Here is an 18,656-nt window from a genome sequence, read left to right as displayed (position 1 = left end):
ATGACTGCAACGACCGGGGACGTGTGGCTCCCCTTCCCCGCCGACGAGGTCGACGGCCTCCCCGACGCCTTCCGCTACCGCCTGTGGGACGGTGAGGAGCGGTTCCCCGCGGACCCGCGGGCGTGCGTCTTCTACGTGACGCCCTACATGAAGTCCTCGGCGGTGACCCTGCGCCCCTTGGCCGCCATGCCCGTGATCCGGGTCGTCCAGACCCTCACGGCCGGCATCGACCACGTCCTGCCCGGCCTCGACGACCTGCCGTCGGGCGTACGGCTGTGCAACGCGCGCGGCGTCCACGAGGCGAGCACCGCCGAACTGGCCCTCACCCTGATCCTCGCCTCCCTGCGCGGCATCCCCGGCATGGTGCGCGGTCAGGACCGGGAGGAGTGGCGCTCGGGCTTCTACGAGGCGCTCGCCGACAAGTCCGTCCTGATCGTCGGCTACGGGTCGATCGGCGCGGCCGTAGAGGACCGGCTGGAGCCGTTCGAATGCCGGCTGGTCACGCGCGTCGCCCGGTCGGCCCGCTCCGTGCCGCGCGGCCCGGTGCACTCCCTGGAAGAGCTGCCCCGGCTGCTGCCGGACGCGGACGTGGTGGTCCTCACCACGCCGTTGACCGAGGAGAGCCGGGGCCTGGCGGGCGCCGGCTTCCTCGGCCGCATGAAGGACGGCGCCCTCCTGGTGAACGTCGCCCGGGGTCCCGTCGTCGACACCGGCGCGCTGCTGGCGGAGCTGCGGACGGGGCGGTTGCGGGCGGCGCTGGACGTCACGGACCCGGAACCGCTGCCCGCCGGCCATCCGCTGTGGCACGCGCCGAACACTTTGATCACGCCTCATGTGGGCGGCAGCAGCAGCGCGTTCGAGCCACGGGCGAAGCGCCTGGTCGCCCGCCAGCTCGCTCGGTTCGCCGCCGGGGAACCGGTGGAGAACACCGTGTTGATCACGGACTGAGGGCAGGATGGTGACCAAGCGCATTCGGGCGAGTGCGAGCGGTGTCGGAACCCCTCCTCCACGGTCACTGAGCGTAGACGTGCTATGTCCCTGAGTGACGAAAGTGGTGTATCGTCCGGAAGAAGGGGCTGCGCCACGAACGTCTGGCGCTGGGGAGTGATCGGACCATTTGGGGGGCGACGGGCGATGTACGGCCAATGGACGAAGGATCGGGTGCGGCAGAGCCGCCGGAAGCGACGATGGGGTGCCCCCGAACCGGCCGGCGAGGTGGACCGGTGAGCGCCCCGGGGGCGGCGGCGCTCCTGACCCGGCCGCCGGGCCGCGCCGGGGCCAGGGGCCTGACGATGCAGTTGCTTCTCGCCGCCACGTGCGCCGGTTACGCCGTCGGATCGGCCCTCGGATGGGGCTCCAAGTTCGTCGCCGATTTCATGGGCGACTTCGGACTCAGCGGGGCCGCGTTGCTGGCCGCCGTCTCCTGCTACGGCTACGCGCGCACCATCGACCCGCGCGAACGCCCCGCCTGGTTGCTGTTCGCCTTCTCCTCCCTCATGGGCGCCTGCGGAAACGCGGTCTGGGGCTGGTACGAGGTGATCCTCGGCGCCGAGGTGCCCAAGCACTCGCTCGCCGACTTCGCCTTCCTCTGCTTCGCGCCGCCCGCGATCGTGGGCCTGCTCGTCCTCGCCAAACGTCCCGTCACCCGCGCCGGTTGGGTCTGCCTCGGGCTGGACTCCTGGCTCATCGGCGGCTCCCTGCTGACCCTGTCCTGGAGCCTGGCCCTCGCGAACGCCGCGCGGACCGCCCAGTCCGGGACCCCCAGCAGCGTGCTGAGCGCGGCGCTCACCCTCGCCTACCCGATCCTGGACATCGCGCTCGTCTCGATAGTCCTGGTCCTGCACTTCCGGCGCTCCGAGACCAACCGGTCCGCCGTCAACACCGCCATCGCGGCGCTGGCCCTGACCGTGCTCAGCGACGCCCTGTTCACCTCACCGCTGCTCAGCGCCGCCTACAAGTCGGGGCAGTTGCTGGACGCCGGCTGGTTCGCCGGCTCGCTGCTCCTCGCCTACGCGCCCTGGGGCGCCCGCCGCAGCCACCCGGGCCCCGCCGTCCCCAGGCACCCCCGCGGCGACCGCCCGGTCAGCCGTCCCATCACCGGATCGCTGACCGCCCTCACCCCGTACCTCGCGGCCGCCGTCTGCACGCTGGGCATCCTGTACAACGTCGTGGACGGCCGGAAGGTCGACCGTGTGGTCGTCTTCACCGGCTGCACCGTCGTCCTCGCCCTCGTCATCCGCCAGGGCATCATGCTCCTCGACAACATCGCGCTCACCCAGGAACTGGCGCAGAAGGAGAACCACTTCCGCTCCCTGGTCCAGGGGTCGAGCGACGTCATCATGATCGCCGCGCCCACGGGGACCCTGCGCTACGTCAGCCCCGCCGCCGCCGGGGTGTACGGCCGCGAGGCGGAGGAGCTCGTCGGGACGGAACTGGCCACCTTGATCCACCCCGAGGACCTGGGCCGCGTGGTGCACGAGGTGCGCCGCTTCCTCGCCGCTCCGCCCACCGAGGAACCCACCACCCGCATCGAGTGCCGGTTCAAGTCGGGCGGCGGCGAATGGCTCAACGTCGAGTCCACCGTCAACCGCCACCAGGGCGGCCTGATCCTCAACAGCCGGGACGTCACCGAGCGGGTCCGGCTCCAGGCCCAGCTCCAGCACAGCGCCGAGCACGACGCCCTGACGGACCTGCCCAACCGGGCCCTGTTCACCCGCCGGGTCCGCCAGGCCCTCACGGGCCGCCGGGCCGGCGACCGGAGCACCGCCGTGCTCTTCATCGACCTCGACGGCTTCAAGGCGGTCAACGACACGATCGGGCACCAGGCCGGTGACGAACTGCTGGTCGAGGCCGCGCGCCGGCTCCAGGACTCCGTCCGGGCCGGGGACACGGCCGCCCGCCTCGGAGGTGACGAGTTCGCCGCGCTGATCGTGGGCGACGGCAGCCGCGACCGCGGTGGCCGCGAGTACCAGGTGCGCGAGATCGCCGACCGGCTGAGGGCCACGCTCTCCCAGCCCTACCGGATCTCCGGGAGCGAGGTCCGCGTCGCCGCCAGCATCGGGGTGGCCTTCGCGGACCCCGGCATCACGCCTTCGGACCTGATGCGCAACGCCGACCTGGCGATGTACCGGGCCAAGGCGGCCGGCAAGGACCGCGTCGAGCTGTACGTGCCACAGATGCAGACGGCGGCCGCTCGGAAGGCGGAGCCGGCCGGCCGGCCGCGCGCCGCGCTCCAAGAGGGCGAGTTCGCCCTGCTGCACCAGCCCGTGGTGTCGCTTGCCACCGGGGAGGTCACGGCGGTGGCCGCCCAGGCCCGCTGGCGTTCCGCCCAGGGGATCTTGTTCACCCCGGCCGAGGTCCTGCGTGTCGCCGAGTCCGGCGAAGGAGCGCACGCCGCCTCCCCGGGTGCCCCCGGGGCCCGGACCGGGGCCGCGTCCCTGCGCGCCGCAGAGCTGGGGCGCCGGCTGCTGGAGCAGGCCGTGGAGCAGGCCGCGGAACGGCACCGGGTCGGGCACGACGTCCCGGTGGCGGTCCGGATGACCGCCGAGCGGCTGCTGGAGCTGGGAGCACCCCCGGCCGGAACCGGGGGAGCCGCGCCGGAGCCCTCGGTGGAGGCCCTGCTGTCCCGGCACGGGCTGCCGTCGGGGGCGCTGGTGATCGAGCTCGCGGACAACGACCCCAGAGTCCCCTTCGACGAGCTGGAGCGGCGCCTGGCGGCCTTGCGCAGGCTCGGCGTCCGGATCGCGCTCGACGGATTCGGCAGCGGCTACGCGGCCATCAGCGCCCTGCGGCGCCTCCCGGTGGACATGCTCAAGCTGGACCGGGGCCTGGTCGAGGGCGTGGTCGAGTCTGCCCGCCTGCACAAGATCACGGCAGGGCTCTTGCGGATCGCGAACGATCTCGGCATGCAGTCCGTGGCCGATGGGGTGGACCGGCCCGAGCAGGTCATGGCGCTGCGCTCGATGGGGTGTACCCATGGACAAGGCATGGCCTTCTCCGGGCCACTCGACGAATACAGGCTGCGGCGCTCGCTCGTGCGGGGTACGTTCCCAGTACCGGGCGTATTGGCCCAGCCCGCCTTGGCCGGCGGCTCGCCCGGTGGCTCGATGGTCACCCATAGGGGCTCACATAATGAGACGCCCGTCCCACCTACTTGACATCGACCTCCCGACGGAGGGAGGGTCAATGCCATGCGCACCCGAATTCTCGTACTTGGAAAGCGCGTCGGCTGAAGCCGGGGTCGGTATGTCCCCGCTCCACAACGCCCGACGCGCTCCCCTCGCTTGCCTCCCGGCACGAGGGGTTTTTTGTTGCACTGGCACACGCCCCCGGACACGGTCCGGGGGAGACCCCCGCTCCTCGTAAAACCCTCAGCTTCGAGAAGAGAATGCCGATGACCGACCAGGCCACCGGGGCCCACCATCCGCAGCCGCGGCCCCGTACGGGTGGACAGCAGTCCGCCGCAGTTGAGCACGTCACGGGTGCGCAGTCCCTCATCCGCTCTCTCGAAGAGGTGGGGTGCGACACGGTGTTCGGCATCCCGGGCGGCGCCATCCTCCCCGCTTACGACCCGATGATGGACAGCAAGAAGGTCCGTCACATCCTGGTCCGCCACGAGCAGGGGGCCGGCCACGCCGCCACCGGCTACGCCCAGGCCACCGGCAAGGTCGGCGTCTGCATGGCCACCTCCGGCCCCGGCGCCACCAACCTGGTCACGCCGATCGCGGACGCCCACATGGACTCCGTCCCGCTGGTCGCGATCACCGGCCAGGTCTCCTCCAAGGCCATCGGCACCGACGCCTTCCAGGAGGCGGACATCGTCGGCATCACCATGCCGATCACGAAGCACAACTTCCTGGTCACCAAGGCCGAGGACATCCCGCGGACGATCTCCGAGGCGTTCCACATCGCCTCCAGCGGCCGGCCCGGCCCCGTCCTGGTCGACATCGCCAAGGACGCGCTCCAGGCGAAGACGACCTTCTCCTGGCCGCCCACCCACGACCTGCCGGGCTACCGGCCGGTCACCAAGCCGCACGCCAAGCAGATCCGCGAGGCCGCCAAGCTCATCTGCCAGGCCAAGCGCCCGGTCCTGTACATCGGCGGCGGCGTCATGAAGTCCGGCGCGACCGCCGAGCTCAAGGTCCTCGCCGAGCTGACGGGCGTTCCCGTCTGCACGACCTTGATGGCGCTGGGCTCCTTCCCCGACAGCCACCCCCTGCACGTCGGCATGCCCGGCATGCACGGCTCGGTCACCGGCGTCACGGCGCTGCAGAAGTCGGACCTGCTGATCGCCCTCGGCACCCGCTTCGACGACCGCGTCACCGGCAAGCTGGACAGCTTCGCGCCCTTCGCGAAGGTCATCCACGCCGACATCGACCCCGCGGAGATCGGCAAGAACCGCGAGGTGGACGTCCCGATCGTCGGTGACGCCCGCGAGGTCATCGCCGACCTGATCCAGGCCGTCCAGGCCGAGCACACCGAGGGCAACGCCGGCGACTACAGCGCCTGGTGGAAGGACCTCAACCGCTGGCGCGAGACGTACCCGCTGGGCTACGACCTGCCGGCGGACGGCATGCTCTCCCCGCAGCAGGTCATCCAGCGCATCGGCGAGCTCGCCCCCGAGCACACCATCTACGCGGCCGGCGTCGGCCAGCACCAGATGTGGGCCTCGCACTTCGTCAACTACGAAGAGCCCCGGACCTGGCTGAACTCCGGCGGCGCCGGGACCATGGGCTACGCGGTCCCCGCCGCGATGGGCGCCAAGGTCGGCATGCCCGAGCGCACCGTCTGGGCGATCGACGGCGACGGCTGCTTCCAGATGACCAACCAGGAACTGGTCACCTGCGCGCTGAACAACATCCCGATCAAGGTCGCGATCATCAACAACGGCGCGCTGGGCATGGTCCGCCAGTGGCAGACCCTGTTCTACAACCAGCGGTACTCCAACACCGTCCTGCACGCCGACGAGACCGGCCACGACACCGTCGGCTCACAGCTCGGCGAGTCCATCGCCCCCCGCCAGGGCACCCGCGTCCCGGACTTCGTCAAGCTGTCCGAGGCCATGGGCTGCGTCGCCCTGCGCTGCGAGGACCCGGCCGACCTGGACCGCGTCATCGCCGAGGCCAACGCGATCAACGACCGTACGGTGGTCGTCGACTTCATCGTCCACGAGGACGCCATGGTGTGGCCGATGGTCGCCGCCGGCACCTCCAACGACGAGGTCATGGCAGCCCGGGGCGTCCGTCCCGACTTCGGCGACAACGAAGACGACTGAGCCGAGAGAGCCTGAGAGAGAGAACGCCTCACATGTCCAAGCACACGCTCTCCGTCCTGGTCGAGAACACGCCCGGCATCCTCGCCCGGATCGCCGCGCTGTTCTCCCGCCGCGGGTTCAACATCGACTCCCTCGCGGTCGGCGTCACCGAGCACCCCGACATCTCCCGCATCACCATCGTCGTGAACGTCGAGGACCTCCCGCTGGAGCAGGTGACCAAGCAGCTGAACAAGCTGGTCAACGTGCTCAAGATCGTCGAGCTGGAGCCGCACAACGCCATCGAGCGCGAACTCGTCCTGGTGAAGGTCCGCGCCGACAACGAGACCCGCTCCCAGATCGTCGAGATCGTCCAGTTGTTCCGCGCCAAGACGGTCGACGTCTCCCCGGAGGCCGTCACCATCGAGGCCACCGGAGGCAGCGACAAGCTCGGCGCCATGCTCAAGATGCTGGAGCCCTTCGGCATCAAGGAGCTCGTGCAGTCCGGCACGATCGCCATAGGGCGTGGCGGCCGGTCCATCACGGACCGCAGCCTGCGCGCGCTCGACCGCAGCGCCTGATCGACCGCCCCGCGCGGCGGCTTCCGCGACGACCCGCCGGTGACCCGGAGACGACACGCGAGCCGCCCGTATGGCGAGACCGACAAACTCACATTCCGTTCCCCGCCGTACGGTGGGAGCAACACCAGCGCACCAAGGAGATATCCCAGTGGCCGAGCTGTTCTACGAGAACGACGCCGACCTGTCCATCATCGCCGGCCGCAAGGTCGCGGTCATCGGTTACGGCAGCCAGGGCCACGCCCACGCGCTGTCGCTGCGCGACTCCGGCGTCCCGGTCGTGGTCGGTCTGAAGGAAGGCTCCAAGTCCAAGGCCAAGGCCGAGGAGCAGGGCCTCAAGGTCCTCCCCGTGGCCGAGGCGGCCGAGTGGGCCGACGTCATCATGATCCTGACCCCGGACCCGCTCCAGGCCGAGATCTACGAGGAGTCCGTCAAGGACCACCTCAAGGACGGCGACGCGCTCTTCTTCGGTCACGGGTTCAACGTCCGCTACGGCTTCATCAAGCCCCCGGCCAACGTGGACGTCGCCCTCGTCGCCCCGAAGGGCCCGGGTCACCTGGTCCGCCGCCAGTACGAGGAAGGCCGCGGCGTGCCCTGCATCGCCGCCGTCGAGCAGGACTACACCGGCAACGCCTTCGCGCTCGCCCTCTCGTACGCGGCCGGCATCGGCGGCACCCGCGCCGGCGTCATCAAGACGACCTTCACCGAGGAGACCGAGACTGACCTCTTCGGCGAGCAGGCCGTCCTCTGCGGTGGCGCGTCCGCCCTGGTCAAGGCCGGTTTCGAGACCCTGACCGAGGCCGGCTACCAGCCGGAGATCGCGTACTTCGAGTGCCTGCATGAGCTCAAGCTCATCGTGGACCTCATGTACGAGGGCGGCCTGGAGAAGATGCGCTGGTCGGTCTCCGAGACCGCCGAGTGGGGCGACTACATCACCGGCCCCCGCATCATCACCGACGCCACCAAGGCCGAGATGAAGAAGGTCCTCGCGGAGATCCAGAGCGGCGAGTTCGCCAACACCTGGATGGCCGAGTACAAGGCCGGTCTGCCGAAGTACAACGAGTACAAGAAGGCCGACGAGGCGCACCTGCTGGAGACCACCGGCAAGAAGCTGCGCAAGCTGATGAGCTGGGTCGACAACGACGAGAGCTGATCTCGTGAGGCGGCGGGGCCGGGACCACTCCCGGCCCCGCCGCGCAACACCGCCGGTGCCGATCCGGCCGGATCGGCACCCTCCGAAACCGCCGCTTGTCCACCCCGGCCAATCACGGACGGGTGATCTCTCCGTACAGGCGGAGTTCCGGCCCGGAAGCGCTACTACACTGCATAAGACAACGCGTCAGGCCCACAGTGTCGTGCGTCTTCCACGCGGCTACCCCCTCCACCGCCTGCGGCCGTCGGGACGGCCGTCGCACTGGACTTGTGAGGACCCACGTGAGCTCGAAACCCGTCGTACTCATCGCCGAAGAGCTGTCGCCCGCCACCGTGGACGCGCTCGGCCCGGACTTCGAGATCCGGCACGTCAACGGAGCCGACCGCGCGGAGCTGCTGCCCGCGATCGTCGATGTCGACGCGATCTTGGTCCGCTCCGCGACCAAGGTCGACGCCGAGGCGATCGCCGCCGCCAAGAAGCTGAAGGTCGTCGCCCGCGCGGGTGTCGGCCTCGACAACGTCGACGTCTCCGCCGCCACCAAGGCCGGCGTGATGGTCGTGAACGCCCCGACCTCCAACATCGTCACCGCCGCCGAGCTCGCCTGCGGCCTGCTCGTCGCCACCGCGCGCAACATCCCGCAGGCCAACACCGCGCTCAAGAACGGTGAGTGGAAGCGGAACAAGTACACCGGTGTGGAGCTGAGCGAGAAGACCCTCGGTGTCGTGGGCCTCGGCCGCATCGGCGTCCTCGTCGCCCAGCGCATGTCGGCCTTCGGCATGAAGGTCGTCGCGTACGACCCCTACGTACAGCCGGCGCGCGCCGCCCAGATGGGCGTCAAGATGCTGACGCTGGACGAGCTGCTGGAGGTCGCCGACTTCATCACCGTGCACCTGCCCAAGACGCCCGAGACCCTCGGTCTCATCGGTGACGAGGCCCTGCACAAGGTGAAGCCGTCCGTCCGTATCGTCAACGCCGCCCGCGGCGGGATCGTCGACGAGGCCGCGCTGTACTCGGCGATCAAGGAAGGCCGCGTCGCCGGCGCAGGCCTCGACGTGTACGCGAAGGAACCCTGCACGGATTCCCCGCTGTTCGAGCTCGACCAGGTCGTCTGCACCCCGCACCTCGGCGCGTCCACGGACGAGGCCCAGGAGAAGGCCGGCGTCTCGGTCGCCAAGTCTGTGCGCCTGGCGCTCGCCGGTGAGCTCGTGCCTGACGCGGTCAACGTCCAGGGCGGCGTCATCGCCGAGGACGTGCGTCCCGGTCTGCCGCTCGCCGAGAAGCTCGGCCGCATCTTCACCGCCCTTGCGGGCGAGGTCGCGGTCCGCCTCGATGTCGAGGTCTGCGGCGAGATCACCCAGCACGACGTCAAGGTGCTGGAACTCTCCGCCCTCAAGGGTGTGTTCGAGGACGTCGTCGACGAGACGGTCTCCTACGTCAACGCCCCGCTGTTCGCGCAGGAGCGCGGTGTCGAGGTCCGGCTGACCACCAGCTCGGAGTCCCCCGACCACCGCAACGTGGTGACCGTACGCGGCACCCTGTCGGACGGCCAGGAGGTCTCGGTCTCGGGCACGCTCGCGGGTCCGAAGCACCTTCAGAAGATCGTCGGCATCGGCGAGTACGACGTCGACCTGGCGCTCGCCGACCAGATGGTCGTCCTTCGCTACTCCGACCGCCCGGGCGTCGTCGGCACCGTCGGCCGCATCCTCGGCGAAGCCGGCCTGAACATCGCGGGCATGCAGGTCGCCCGTGCGGAGGAGGGCGGCGAGGCGCTCGGCGTCCTCACGGTCGACGCCGAGGTCCCGGTCAACGTCCTCGCGGACATCGCCGCCGAGATCGGCGCGGTCTCGGCGCGCACGGTGAGCCTCACCTGATCCGCCGTACGGCTGAGCGGAAGGGCCCGGGTGTTTCCCCGGGCCCTTCCGCCTTTTTCTTCTACGAAGCTCAGTGCGCGAGGACTTCGGGAGCCTCGACCGGATCCGCCGCGACCGGGGCGGGAGCTCCGATGCCCCGGATCGAGACGACCGCGGCCACCGCCGCCGCGAGCAGCAGCGCCGTACCGCCCCAGGCCGCGTACCGCATCCCGTGGACGAAGGCCTCCCGGGCCAGTGTGAGGATCTGCCCGCCGGCCTCGCCGCCGAGCCGCTGGGCCACCGCGACCGCCCCGCCCAGGGTCTCCCGCACGGCGGGGTCGGCGTCGGCCAGGTCGGCGCGGTAGACGGCGGTTCCGAGGCTGCCGAGGAGCGCCATCCCGAGTGCTCCGCCGAACTCTTGCCCCGTCTCCAGCAGGGAGGCGGCCGAGCCGGCCTTCTCGGCGGGGGCCGAGCCGAGCGCCATGTCGGAGACGAGGGACATCACCGTGACGATGCCCGAGGCGAGGACGCCCGCGGCGACGAGCAGCAGCCACAGCGAGTCGGTGTCGACCAGCCCCATCAGGGCGAACCCGACGGCGGCGAGGACGAACCCGACGGCGATGACGTAGGCGCGGTCGGTCTTTTGGGCGATGGCCGCGCCGACGGGGGCGGCGGCGCCGATCGCCAGCGAGGGGGCGAGGCTCCACAGGGCCGCTTCGAGGGTGCCCATGCCCAGGACGGACTGGAGGTACTGGGTGCTGAAGTAGGCGGAACCCATCATGGCGAAGGCGGCGAGGGTGCCCAGGCCGATACCGGCCCCGAAGCCGCGGCCCCTGAAGAGGTCCCGGCTGATCATGGCGTCCGCACGGGTCGCCTGGCGGCGCAGGAAGACGTAGCCGAAGGCCAGACCGACGGTGACGCTGACGAGGTGGAGCGGCTCGAAGCCCTCGGCGGCGATCTCCTTGAGGCCGTAGACCAGCGGCAGGACGGCGGCCATCGACAGCGGGACGCTCAGCAGGTCGAAGCGGCCGGGGGCGGGGTCCTTGAACTCCGGGACGAGCACGGGGACCAGGAGCAGCAGGAGCAGCATCGCGGGGACGTTGACGAGGAAGACCGAACCCCACCAGAAGTGGTTGAGCATCAGGCCGCTCATGACGGACCCGAGGGCGATCCCGCCGGTCATCGCGCCGGACCAGATGGCGATGGCCTGACCGCGCTGCTTGGCGTCCCGGAAGAGGTTGCGGACGAGCGCCAGCGTGGACGGCATCAGGGTCGCGCCGCCGATGCCGAGCAGGAAGCGGGCCGCGATCAGCATCCCGGGGCTGGTGGCGTAGGCGGCGCCGACCGAGGCGAGGCCGAAGGCCGCCGCGCCGATCAGCAGCAGCTTGCGGCGGCCGATCCGGTCGCCCAGCGAACCCATGGTGATGAGGAGTCCGGAGAGGGCGAAGGCATAACTGTCGAAGATCCACAGCTGCTGGGTCGCGCTCGGGTCCAGCTGTCGGGTGATCGCGGGGATGGCGAAGTAGAGGACGGAGACGTCCATCGAGACCAGGAGCAGGGGCAGCACGAGGACGGTGAAGGCGATCCATTCACGGCGGCCGGCGAGGCGGGCTGGAGCAGCGGGGTTCGTCATGGGCAGGACGGTACAAGGCATCTATACGGTTGTCTAGTACGTGCGTATAGAACTGTCGTCTAGGACGGTTGTCTTGATACCGTGGCGGCATGGGACATCGTGAGGATCTGCTCGCAGGCGCCAAGCAGTGCCTGGTCGACAAGGGATTCGTGCGCACGACGGCGCGGGACATCGTGAAGGCTTCCGGCACCAACCTGGCGTCGATCGGCTACCACTACGGCTCGAAGGACGCCCTGCTCACCCAGGCGTTCATCGAGCTCATCCGGGAGTGGGGCGAGGGCTTCCAGGGCGGTCTGGGCGGCGAGGGCGGTTCGCTGGAACGCTTCCGCGCCGTATGGGACGGGGTCCTGTCCCAACCAGAGGGCGGGGGGCCGATCTGGGCGGCCAGCCTGGAGGTGGCGCTGAGCGGGGACCGCTTGCCGGAGCTGCGGAGCATGCTCGCGACCTCCCAGGTGGAGGGGCGTAAGGGCATGATCGCGATGTTCACCGGGCGGCCCGAGGAGGAACTGACGGAGCGGGACATGCGCACACTGGGCACCTTCTACCAGGCGCTGCTGAACGGCCTGATGATCCAGTGGCTCTTCGATCCCGAATCGGCGGCCACGGCCGAGGAGTTCAGCGAGGGCATGCGTCTGGCGGCCGAGGGCATGTCCAAGGCCTCGGGAGGAGAGAGGAAGAGCGGCGGGGGCGCGTAGGGCGCGGGAGACGGCCGGGGAGGCCGCGACCGTCGACGTCCCGGGGGAAAAGGATGCGGCGCCGGGCCACGCCGTGTGTCTATCGTCGCTGATCACCCCCCAAGGAGGTCAATGTGACGGACTGGACCACCACCCCTGTCGGGCCCGACGTCCTGCGCGGCGCGCTCGAACTGGAGCGCACCGCCCACGGCTTGCTCCCGCACCGGCTGCCCGCCCGGGCACGACGGCAGTGCCCCGATCCCTACCTCGCGATGGTCGAGTCCCAGCCCTCCGGCGTCCGGCTCGCGTTCCGCACCCGCGCCACCGCCGTGGAACTGGACGTCCTACCCACGAAGGTGGTCTACCGGGACGCCCCCGCGACGCCGGACGGACTCTACGAGCTGGTCGTCGACGGCGTCGTGACGGCCGGGGTGATCGCCGCCGGCGGCAACGTGCGCACCGTCGACATGACGACCGGGGCGGCGGTGACCGAGCCCGGGCCGGTCGCCACCGTCCGGTTCACGGGGCTGGCCGATCGTGAGAAGGACGTCGAGATCTGGTTGCCGCAGGCGGAGGTCACCGAACTGGTGGCGCTGCGCACCGACGCCCCCGTCACGGCGGCGGCCGACCGCGCCCGCCGGGTGTGGCTGCACCACGGCAGTTCGATCAGCCACGGTTCGAGGGATTCCGGGCCCACGGGCACCTGGCCGGCCGTCGCCGCCCGCGCGGGCGGCGTGGAGCTGATCAACCTCGGGTTCGGCGGCAACGCGCTGCTCGACCCCTTCACCGCCCGGGCCATGCGGGACGTCCCCGCCGACCTGATCAGCGTCAAGATCGGCATCAACCTGGTCAACACCGACCTGATGCGGCTGCGCGCCTTCGGACCGGCGGTCCACGGCTTCCTCGACACCCTCCGAGAGGGGCATCCGAGCGCGCCGTTGCTGGTCGTCTCCCCGATCCTGTGCCCGATCCAGGAGGACACCCCCGGGCCCCTCACGCCGGAGTTCGAGGGCGGGACGCTGCGCTTCCGCGCGACGGGCGACCCGGCGGAACGGGCCGCGGGGAAGCTGACGTTGGCCGTCGTCAGGGAGGAACTCGCACGGATCACCGCGTCGCGCGCGGCCGAAGACCCCAACCTCTACTACCTGGACGGCCGCGAGCTCTACGGGGAGTCCGACCTGGCCGGATCGCCGCTGCCGGACGGGCTGCACCCCGACGCCGCCGGTCACCGCCGGATCGGGGAGAGGTTCGCGGAGCGGGCCTTCGGAGAGGGCGGGCCGTTCGCGACGAAGGGCGCCTGACGGGAGGGCCCGCGAACCGGACGGGCCGGTCAGGCGAGGCGGGCCATCAGGCCGTACGGGCTGGTCAGGCGCAGCGGATCGTCAAGCCGGACGGGCCGGTCAGGCGAGGCGGGCCGTCTTGAGCGCCATGTGGAGCAGCAGCCGGTCCTCGCCCTCGTCGAGGTCGAGCCCCGTCAGCTGCTCCACCCGGCCCAGCCGGTAGTACAGGGTCTGGCGGTGGATGCCGAGGGCCGCCGCCGCGCGGCCGGCCTGGCCCGCGCAGTCCAGGAACACCTCGGCGGTGCGGGCCAGTTCCCGGTGGGCCGGGCCGAGCAGGACCCGGGTCGCCGGATCGTCCACCGGGGCCGTCGCCAGCGCTGCCAGCATCCGGTAGGGACCGATCGCAGACCACCGGGCCACCGCGCCGAGCCGGGGCTGGGCGGTCGCCGCCCGGGCCGCCGCCCATGCCTGCGCCCAGGCGTCGGCGAGCCCGGCCGGCCCGCGCCGAGGTTCGGCGATACCGGCCGTCGCGGGAACGCCCGTCGCTGTCCCGGCGGTCGCGCTCCGGGCGGTCGCGGCCCCGGCGGTCGCGGTCCGGGCGGTGGTGGGGGAGGTGTGCGGAGCCGGGTTCCCGGCCGCCGCCGGTGTGGTCCGACGCGGCAGGAGTCGGGCCGCCACCGTCTCGGCCGGGGTGAGGGTGTCCGCCGAGCGGAGCCTGACCAGCAGGGCAAGGCCCCTCTCGGGCCCGTCGCCGGCCGGCCCCGGGCAGGGCGCCACGCACACCGCCGCCGCGCCCGGCACGGAGCCCGGCGCCTCCCCGGCCCACGGGGTCACGCAGACCACCGCGTGCAGGCCGTCGCCGTCCGGGCCCAGGGCGGAGCGCAGCGCGGCCTCCGCCATGTCCCGCTCCCAGCCCCGCCCGGCGGTGAGCGCCGCGTGGAACTCCCGCGAGAGGTCCGCCCCCGCCTTGGCCTCCTGTGCGAGGAGCACCCCGATCCGCTCGGCGACCTCCATGGCGGAGGCCAACGCCGCCGGGCCGGGTCCCGCGCCCGCTCCGGGCTCCGGGTCCAGGAGCCACACGTAGCCCTGCACGATGCCCCGGTACCGCACCGGGAGGCAGATCCGGCCCCGGAACACCCCCGCGTCCGGAGCGGCGGGGATGCGTACCGGTCCCGTGGCGCGGGCGATGCCGAAGGCCTCGAACCAGGCGCGGACGGCAGCCGTCGACTGCCGGGTCAGGATCGAGCGGGTCCGTACCGGGTCCATGGCGAGATCGTCATCGCTGTCGTGCGCGCCGAAGGCGATGAGGCGGAAGTCCCGGTTCTCCAGCGTCGCCGGGGCGCCGACCAGCGCCGAGATCTCGTCCACCAGGTCCTGGTAATCGCCCTTCACCCGGACATTCTCCCACTCTCACAGCCTGCCGTCAGACATATGTATGAGATAGCCGCCACGGATGCGTGACAGCTGTCGATGGCAGAGGATCGTGGAGATCCTTAGGTTTCACGGTGGTTTTACTTGCGTTTTTCTTACGTCCCCCGCCCATCCGGCGACGGATCGTATGTCCGCTTCTGCCACCCGTTGGAGGTGCCCCGTGCTGGGTCCCGCGATCCTCGCCGCGTCGCGCAGCGACAAGATGCGCCGAATCGTCTCCGCCGCCCCCGTGACCAAGCCCGTGGTGAACCGGTTCATCCCCGGCGAGACGGTCGACCAGGTCATCCCGATCGTCCGGGACCTCACGCGCAAGGGCCTGGAGGTCACCCTCGACGTCGTCGGCGAGGACATCACCACCGTGGAGCAGTCCCACGCCGCGCGGGACGCCTACCTGGAGCTGATCGAACGCCTCGCCGCCCTGGGCCTGGGCGACAAGGCCGAGATGTCGGTCAAGCTGTCCATGTTCGGCCAGGCGCTGGAGGGCGGCCACGAGCTCGCGCTCGCCAACGTCCGCCCCGTCGTCGAGGCCGCCGCCGCGATCGGCACCACCGTCACCCTGGACGCCGAGGACCACACCACCCTCGACTCGATGTTCGCCATCCACGAGGAGCTGCGCCGGGACTTCCCGCAGACCGGATGCGTCATCCAGGCGTACCTCTTCCGCACCGAGGCCGACGCCCGCCGCCTGGCCGCCGCCGGCAGCCGCGTACGGATCGTGAAGGGCGCCTACAAGGAGCCCGCCGAGGTCGCCTACCAGGACAAGGCCGAGATCGACAAGGCGTACGTCCGGATCATGAAGATCCTGATGGAGGGCGACGGGTACCCGATGATCGGGTCGCACGACCCGCGTCTCATCGCCATCGCACAGGAGCTCGCGCGCGCGGCCGGGCGCAAACTGGACGAGTACGAGTTCCAGATGCTGTACGGCATCCGAGGCGAAGAGCACCTGCGGCTGGCCGCCGAGGGTCACCGGATGCGCGTCTACACCGCCTACGGGACGGACTGGTACGGCTACTTCATGCGCCGCCTGGCGGAGAAGCCGGCCAACCTGCTCTTCTTCCTCCGCTCGATGATCACCAAGAACTAGGTCCAGAACTAGCTCAAGGAGTTACCAGCCCCATGGATGCTGTGACCCAGGTCCCCGCGCCGGTCAACGAGCCGGTCCACTCGTACGCCCCCGGCAGCCCGGAGCGCGCACGTCTCGAAATCCAGCTCAAGCAGCTGTCCGAGAACCCGATCGACCTCCCGATGACGATCAACGGCGTCAAGCGGATGGGCGGCGGCGAGCGTTTCGACGTCGTGCAGCCGCACGACCACAAGTCGGTGCTCGGCACCTACGCCAACGCCACCGAGGCCGACGCCCAGGAGGCCGTGGACGCCGCCCTGGCCGCCGCTCCGGCCTGGCGCGCGATGTCCTTCGACGACCGCGCCGCGATCATCCTGCGCGCCGCCGACCTGCTGGCCGGTCCCTGGCGGGAGAAGCTGGCCGCGTCCACGATGCTCGGCCAGTCGAAGACCGCCCAGCAGGCCGAGATCGACACGCCCTGCGAGCTCGTCGACTTCTGGCGCTTCAACGTCCACTTCGCCCGCCAGATCCTGGCGGAGCAGCCGGCCGCGAACAGCGCGGGCGTGTGGAACCGCAGCGACCACCGCCCCCTCGAAGGCTTCGTCTACGCCATCACCCCGTTCAACTTCACGGCCATCGCCGGCAACCTGCCGACCGCCCCGGCCCTGATGGGCAACGTGGTCGTGTGGAAGCCGTCCCCGACGCAGACGCACTCCGCGGTCCTGCTGATGGAGCTCCTGGAGGCGGCCGGTCTGCCCAAGGGCGTCATCAACCTGGTGACGGGCGACGGAATCGCCGTCTCCGAGGTGGCCCTGAACCACCCCGAGCTGGCGGGCATCCACTTCACCGGTTCGACCAAGACCTTCCAGTACCTGTGGAAGACGGTCGGCAACAACATCGAGAAGTACCGGTCCTACCCGCGCCTGGTCGGCGAGACCGGCGGCAAGGACTTCGTCGTCGCGCACCCGTCCGCGGACCGCGACATCCTCAAGACGGCGCTGACCCGCGGCTCCTTCGAGTTCCAGGGCCAGAAGTGCTCGGCCTCCTCCCGCGCGTACATCCCGGCGTCGATCTGGAACGACGGCTTCAAGGAGGCCTTCGCGACCGAGGTCGACGGCATCGCCATGGGCGACGTCCGCGACCTGACGAACTTCATCGGCGCCGTCATCGACGAGCGCTCGTTCGCCAAGAACAAGGCCGCGATCGACCGCGCCAAGGCCGACCCGACCTGCACGATCGTCGCCGGCGGCACGTACGACGACTCGGAGGGCTACTTCGTCCGCCCGACCGTCATCGCGTGCACGGACCCGGAGAACGAGGTCTTCACGACCGAGTACTTCGGCCCGATCCTGGCCGTCCACGTCTACGAGGACGAGCGGTTCGACGCGATGCTGGAGCAGATGGAGTCGGTGTCGGCGTACGCGCTGACCGGCGCCGTCATCGCCCAGGACCGCTACGCGGTGGCCGACGCGATGGACAAGCTCCGCTTCGCGGCGGGCAACTTCTACATCAACGACAAGTCGACCGGCGCCGTCGTCGGCCAGCAGCCCTTCGGCGGCGGCCGTGCCTCGGGTACGAACGACAAGGCCGGCGCGGCGTCGAACCTGCTGCGGTGGACCTCGACCCGCTCCATCAAGGAGACGCTGGTCCCGCCGACGGACTACGCGTACCCCCACATGGGCTGACCGCCCCCGCCGAACCCCGCCCCCGTTCCGGTACCCCCAAGCCCGGAGCGGGGGCGGTCTCCATTCCAACGCGCCAGGACTTCACGGCGCGAGGACTTCGCGGCGCGAGGGCTTCCGGACAGGAGGACTTCACGGCACGAGGACCACTTTGCCGAGGTTGCGCCGCTCCTCGATGAGCGTGTGCGCGCGGGCCGCCTCGGCCAACGGCACCTCCTCGTGCACGGACGCGCGCAGGGTGCCGGCGTCCCGCAGCTCCCACACCTCGCGCAACCAGGAGGCGTACAGCGCGGGTTTGCCGAGGGCGACGGACCGCATCTGGAAGCCGATCACCGACGCGCCGCGCACCAGCAGTTCGTACGCCTCCACGGTCCCGCCGCCGGAGCCGTAGGCCACCAGCCGGCCGCCGGGCGCGAGGGCGCGTACGGCGGGGGAGAGCAGGTCGCCGCCGACACCGTCGAGGACGATGTCGTACGGGTCTCCCCAGCCGGCGTCCCCGTACAGGACGACCTCGTCGGCGCCGAGGCCGCGCACGAAGTCGGCCTTGGCGCGGTCGCTGACGGCCGCCACCACGCGCCCGGCGCCACCTGCCTTGGCGTACTGGAGCGCGAGGCCTCCGACGGCGCTGGCCGCCGCCGTCACCAGGACCGACTCCCCGGGCTCCGGGCGCGCGGCCTCGTACGCTCCGCGCGCCACCAGGCCGCTGCGCACGAGCGCGACCGCCTCGACGGCGCTCGCGCCGTCGGGGACGCGGGAGGCCATGGCGGTGGACACGACGGCGGCCTCGGCGTAGGCGTCCGCGAAGCAGAGGCCGGTGACGCGGTCCCCGACGGCGAAGTCGGTCACGTCGGCGCCGAGGGCCTCCACGGTGCCGGCGACCTCGCCGCCGAGCGGCATCGGTTCGCTGCTCTCGCGCACCTTGCGGACGGTGGGCAGCGTGACGCCGATCGCCTCGACGCGCACCAGCAGTTCATCGGCGCCGGGGCGGGGGAGTTCCGCCTCCTCGCACAACAGCACCTCGGGTCCGCCATTGACCTCGTACCGAACACGCCGCACGGG

The 18,656-nt window shown here is 71.0% G+C and carries 13 protein-coding genes; 10 read left to right on the top strand and 3 right to left on the bottom strand.

The genetic code is table 11. The features are described 5' to 3' along the window. From ACV7NM_RS10180 to serA, 6 genes are all read left to right on the top strand, one after another. Nucleotides 1-948, top strand: a complete 948-nt coding sequence (locus ACV7NM_RS10180) for a 2-hydroxyacid dehydrogenase (RefSeq protein WP_463409997.1) — start codon at nt 1-3, stop codon at nt 946-948. A gap of 239 nt (nt 949-1,187) precedes the next feature. Then, a complete protein-coding gene (locus ACV7NM_RS10175) occupies nt 1,188-4,157 on the top strand; it encodes a putative bifunctional diguanylate cyclase/phosphodiesterase (protein WP_463409996.1) in 2,970 nt (989 codons plus the stop codon). Between the two features lie 230 nt (nt 4,158-4,387). Beyond that, on the top strand, nt 4,388-6,274 hold the full coding sequence (locus ACV7NM_RS10170; RefSeq protein ID WP_463409995.1) for an acetolactate synthase large subunit: 1,887 nt from the start codon (nt 4,388-4,390) through the stop codon (nt 6,272-6,274). Between the two features lie 32 nt (nt 6,275-6,306). Continuing rightward, complete coding sequence (ilvN, locus tag ACV7NM_RS10165) at nt 6,307-6,831, top strand: acetolactate synthase small subunit (protein WP_030027475.1); 525 nt, start codon at nt 6,307-6,309, stop codon at nt 6,829-6,831. Between the two features lie 148 nt (nt 6,832-6,979). Then, a complete protein-coding gene (gene ilvC, locus ACV7NM_RS10160; protein WP_136214557.1) occupies nt 6,980-7,981 on the top strand; it encodes a ketol-acid reductoisomerase in 1,002 nt (333 codons plus the stop codon). A 281-nt stretch (nt 7,982-8,262) separates the two neighbouring features. Next, nucleotides 8,263-9,852 (top strand): phosphoglycerate dehydrogenase, encoded by a 1,590-nt coding sequence (gene serA / locus ACV7NM_RS10155; protein WP_463409994.1) that lies wholly within the window; start codon nt 8,263-8,265, stop codon nt 9,850-9,852. Between the two features lie 70 nt (nt 9,853-9,922). Here the strand turns inward: serA and ACV7NM_RS10150 are convergent, their stop codons facing one another. Next, the gene (locus tag ACV7NM_RS10150; protein ID WP_463409993.1) at nt 9,923-11,464 is read right to left on the bottom strand and encodes an MFS transporter; all 1,542 of its coding nucleotides are present in this window, start codon (nt 11,462-11,464) and stop codon (nt 9,923-9,925) included. Nucleotides 11,465-11,553: 89 nt separating this feature from the next. Between ACV7NM_RS10150 and ACV7NM_RS10145 the strand changes: the two genes are divergently transcribed. Continuing rightward, complete coding sequence (locus ACV7NM_RS10145; RefSeq protein ID WP_463409992.1) at nt 11,554-12,159, top strand: TetR/AcrR family transcriptional regulator; 606 nt, start codon at nt 11,554-11,556, stop codon at nt 12,157-12,159. A 113-nt stretch (nt 12,160-12,272) separates the two neighbouring features. Then, complete coding sequence (locus ACV7NM_RS10140; RefSeq protein ID WP_463409991.1) at nt 12,273-13,439, top strand: GDSL-type esterase/lipase family protein; 1,167 nt, start codon at nt 12,273-12,275, stop codon at nt 13,437-13,439. A gap of 99 nt (nt 13,440-13,538) precedes the next feature. Here ACV7NM_RS10140 and ACV7NM_RS10135 read toward each other — a convergent pair whose 3' ends face one another. Further along, nucleotides 13,539-14,810, bottom strand: coding sequence for a PucR family transcriptional regulator (locus ACV7NM_RS10135; RefSeq protein ID WP_463409990.1), 1,272 nt, complete (start codon nt 14,808-14,810; stop codon nt 13,539-13,541). A 199-nt stretch (nt 14,811-15,009) separates the two neighbouring features. Here ACV7NM_RS10135 and ACV7NM_RS10130 point away from each other — a divergent pair, with 199 nt between their 5' ends. Next, a complete protein-coding gene (locus ACV7NM_RS10130) occupies nt 15,010-15,936 on the top strand; it encodes a proline dehydrogenase family protein (RefSeq protein WP_463409989.1) in 927 nt (308 codons plus the stop codon). A 32-nt stretch (nt 15,937-15,968) separates the two neighbouring features. Continuing rightward, nucleotides 15,969-17,600, top strand: coding sequence for an L-glutamate gamma-semialdehyde dehydrogenase (gene pruA, locus ACV7NM_RS10125; RefSeq protein ID WP_463409988.1), 1,632 nt, complete (start codon nt 15,969-15,971; stop codon nt 17,598-17,600). A gap of 129 nt (nt 17,601-17,729) precedes the next feature. On the opposite strand, the gene ACV7NM_RS10120 is transcribed toward pruA, so the two are convergent. Next, nucleotides 17,730-18,653: a quinone oxidoreductase family protein gene (locus ACV7NM_RS10120; protein ID WP_463409987.1), complete on the bottom strand. Its 924-nt coding sequence runs from the start codon at nt 18,651-18,653 to the stop codon at nt 17,730-17,732. Nucleotides 18,654-18,656 lie beyond the last annotated feature (3 nt).

Source organism: Streptomyces sp. Tek67B01, from assembly GCF_055231995.1.
The sequence above is the reverse complement of the archived record's forward strand: the minus strand, read 5'-3'. Positions and strand labels throughout refer to the sequence as shown.

Excerpts from the sequence above, each read along its gene's own strand:
- pruA (WP_463409988.1), top strand. The coding sequence starts at position 15,969 with ATGGATGCTGTGACCCAGGTCCCCGCGCCGGTCAACGAGCCGGTCCAC.
- ACV7NM_RS10180 (WP_463409997.1), top strand. The coding sequence starts at position 1 with ATGACTGCAACGACCGGGGACGTGTGGCTCCCCTTCCCCGCCGACGAG.
- ACV7NM_RS10175 (WP_463409996.1), top strand. The coding sequence starts at position 1,188 with ATGGGGTGCCCCCGAACCGGCCGGCGAGGTGGACCGGTGAGCGCCCCG.
- ACV7NM_RS10170 (WP_463409995.1), top strand. The coding sequence starts at position 4,388 with ATGCCGATGACCGACCAGGCCACCGGGGCCCACCATCCGCAGCCGCGG.
- ilvN (WP_030027475.1), top strand. The coding sequence starts at position 6,307 with ATGTCCAAGCACACGCTCTCCGTCCTGGTCGAGAACACGCCCGGCATC.
- ACV7NM_RS10150 (WP_463409993.1), bottom strand. The coding sequence starts at position 11,464 with ATGACGAACCCCGCTGCTCCAGCCCGCCTCGCCGGCCGCCGTGAATGG.
- ACV7NM_RS10145 (WP_463409992.1), top strand. The coding sequence starts at position 11,554 with ATGGGACATCGTGAGGATCTGCTCGCAGGCGCCAAGCAGTGCCTGGTC.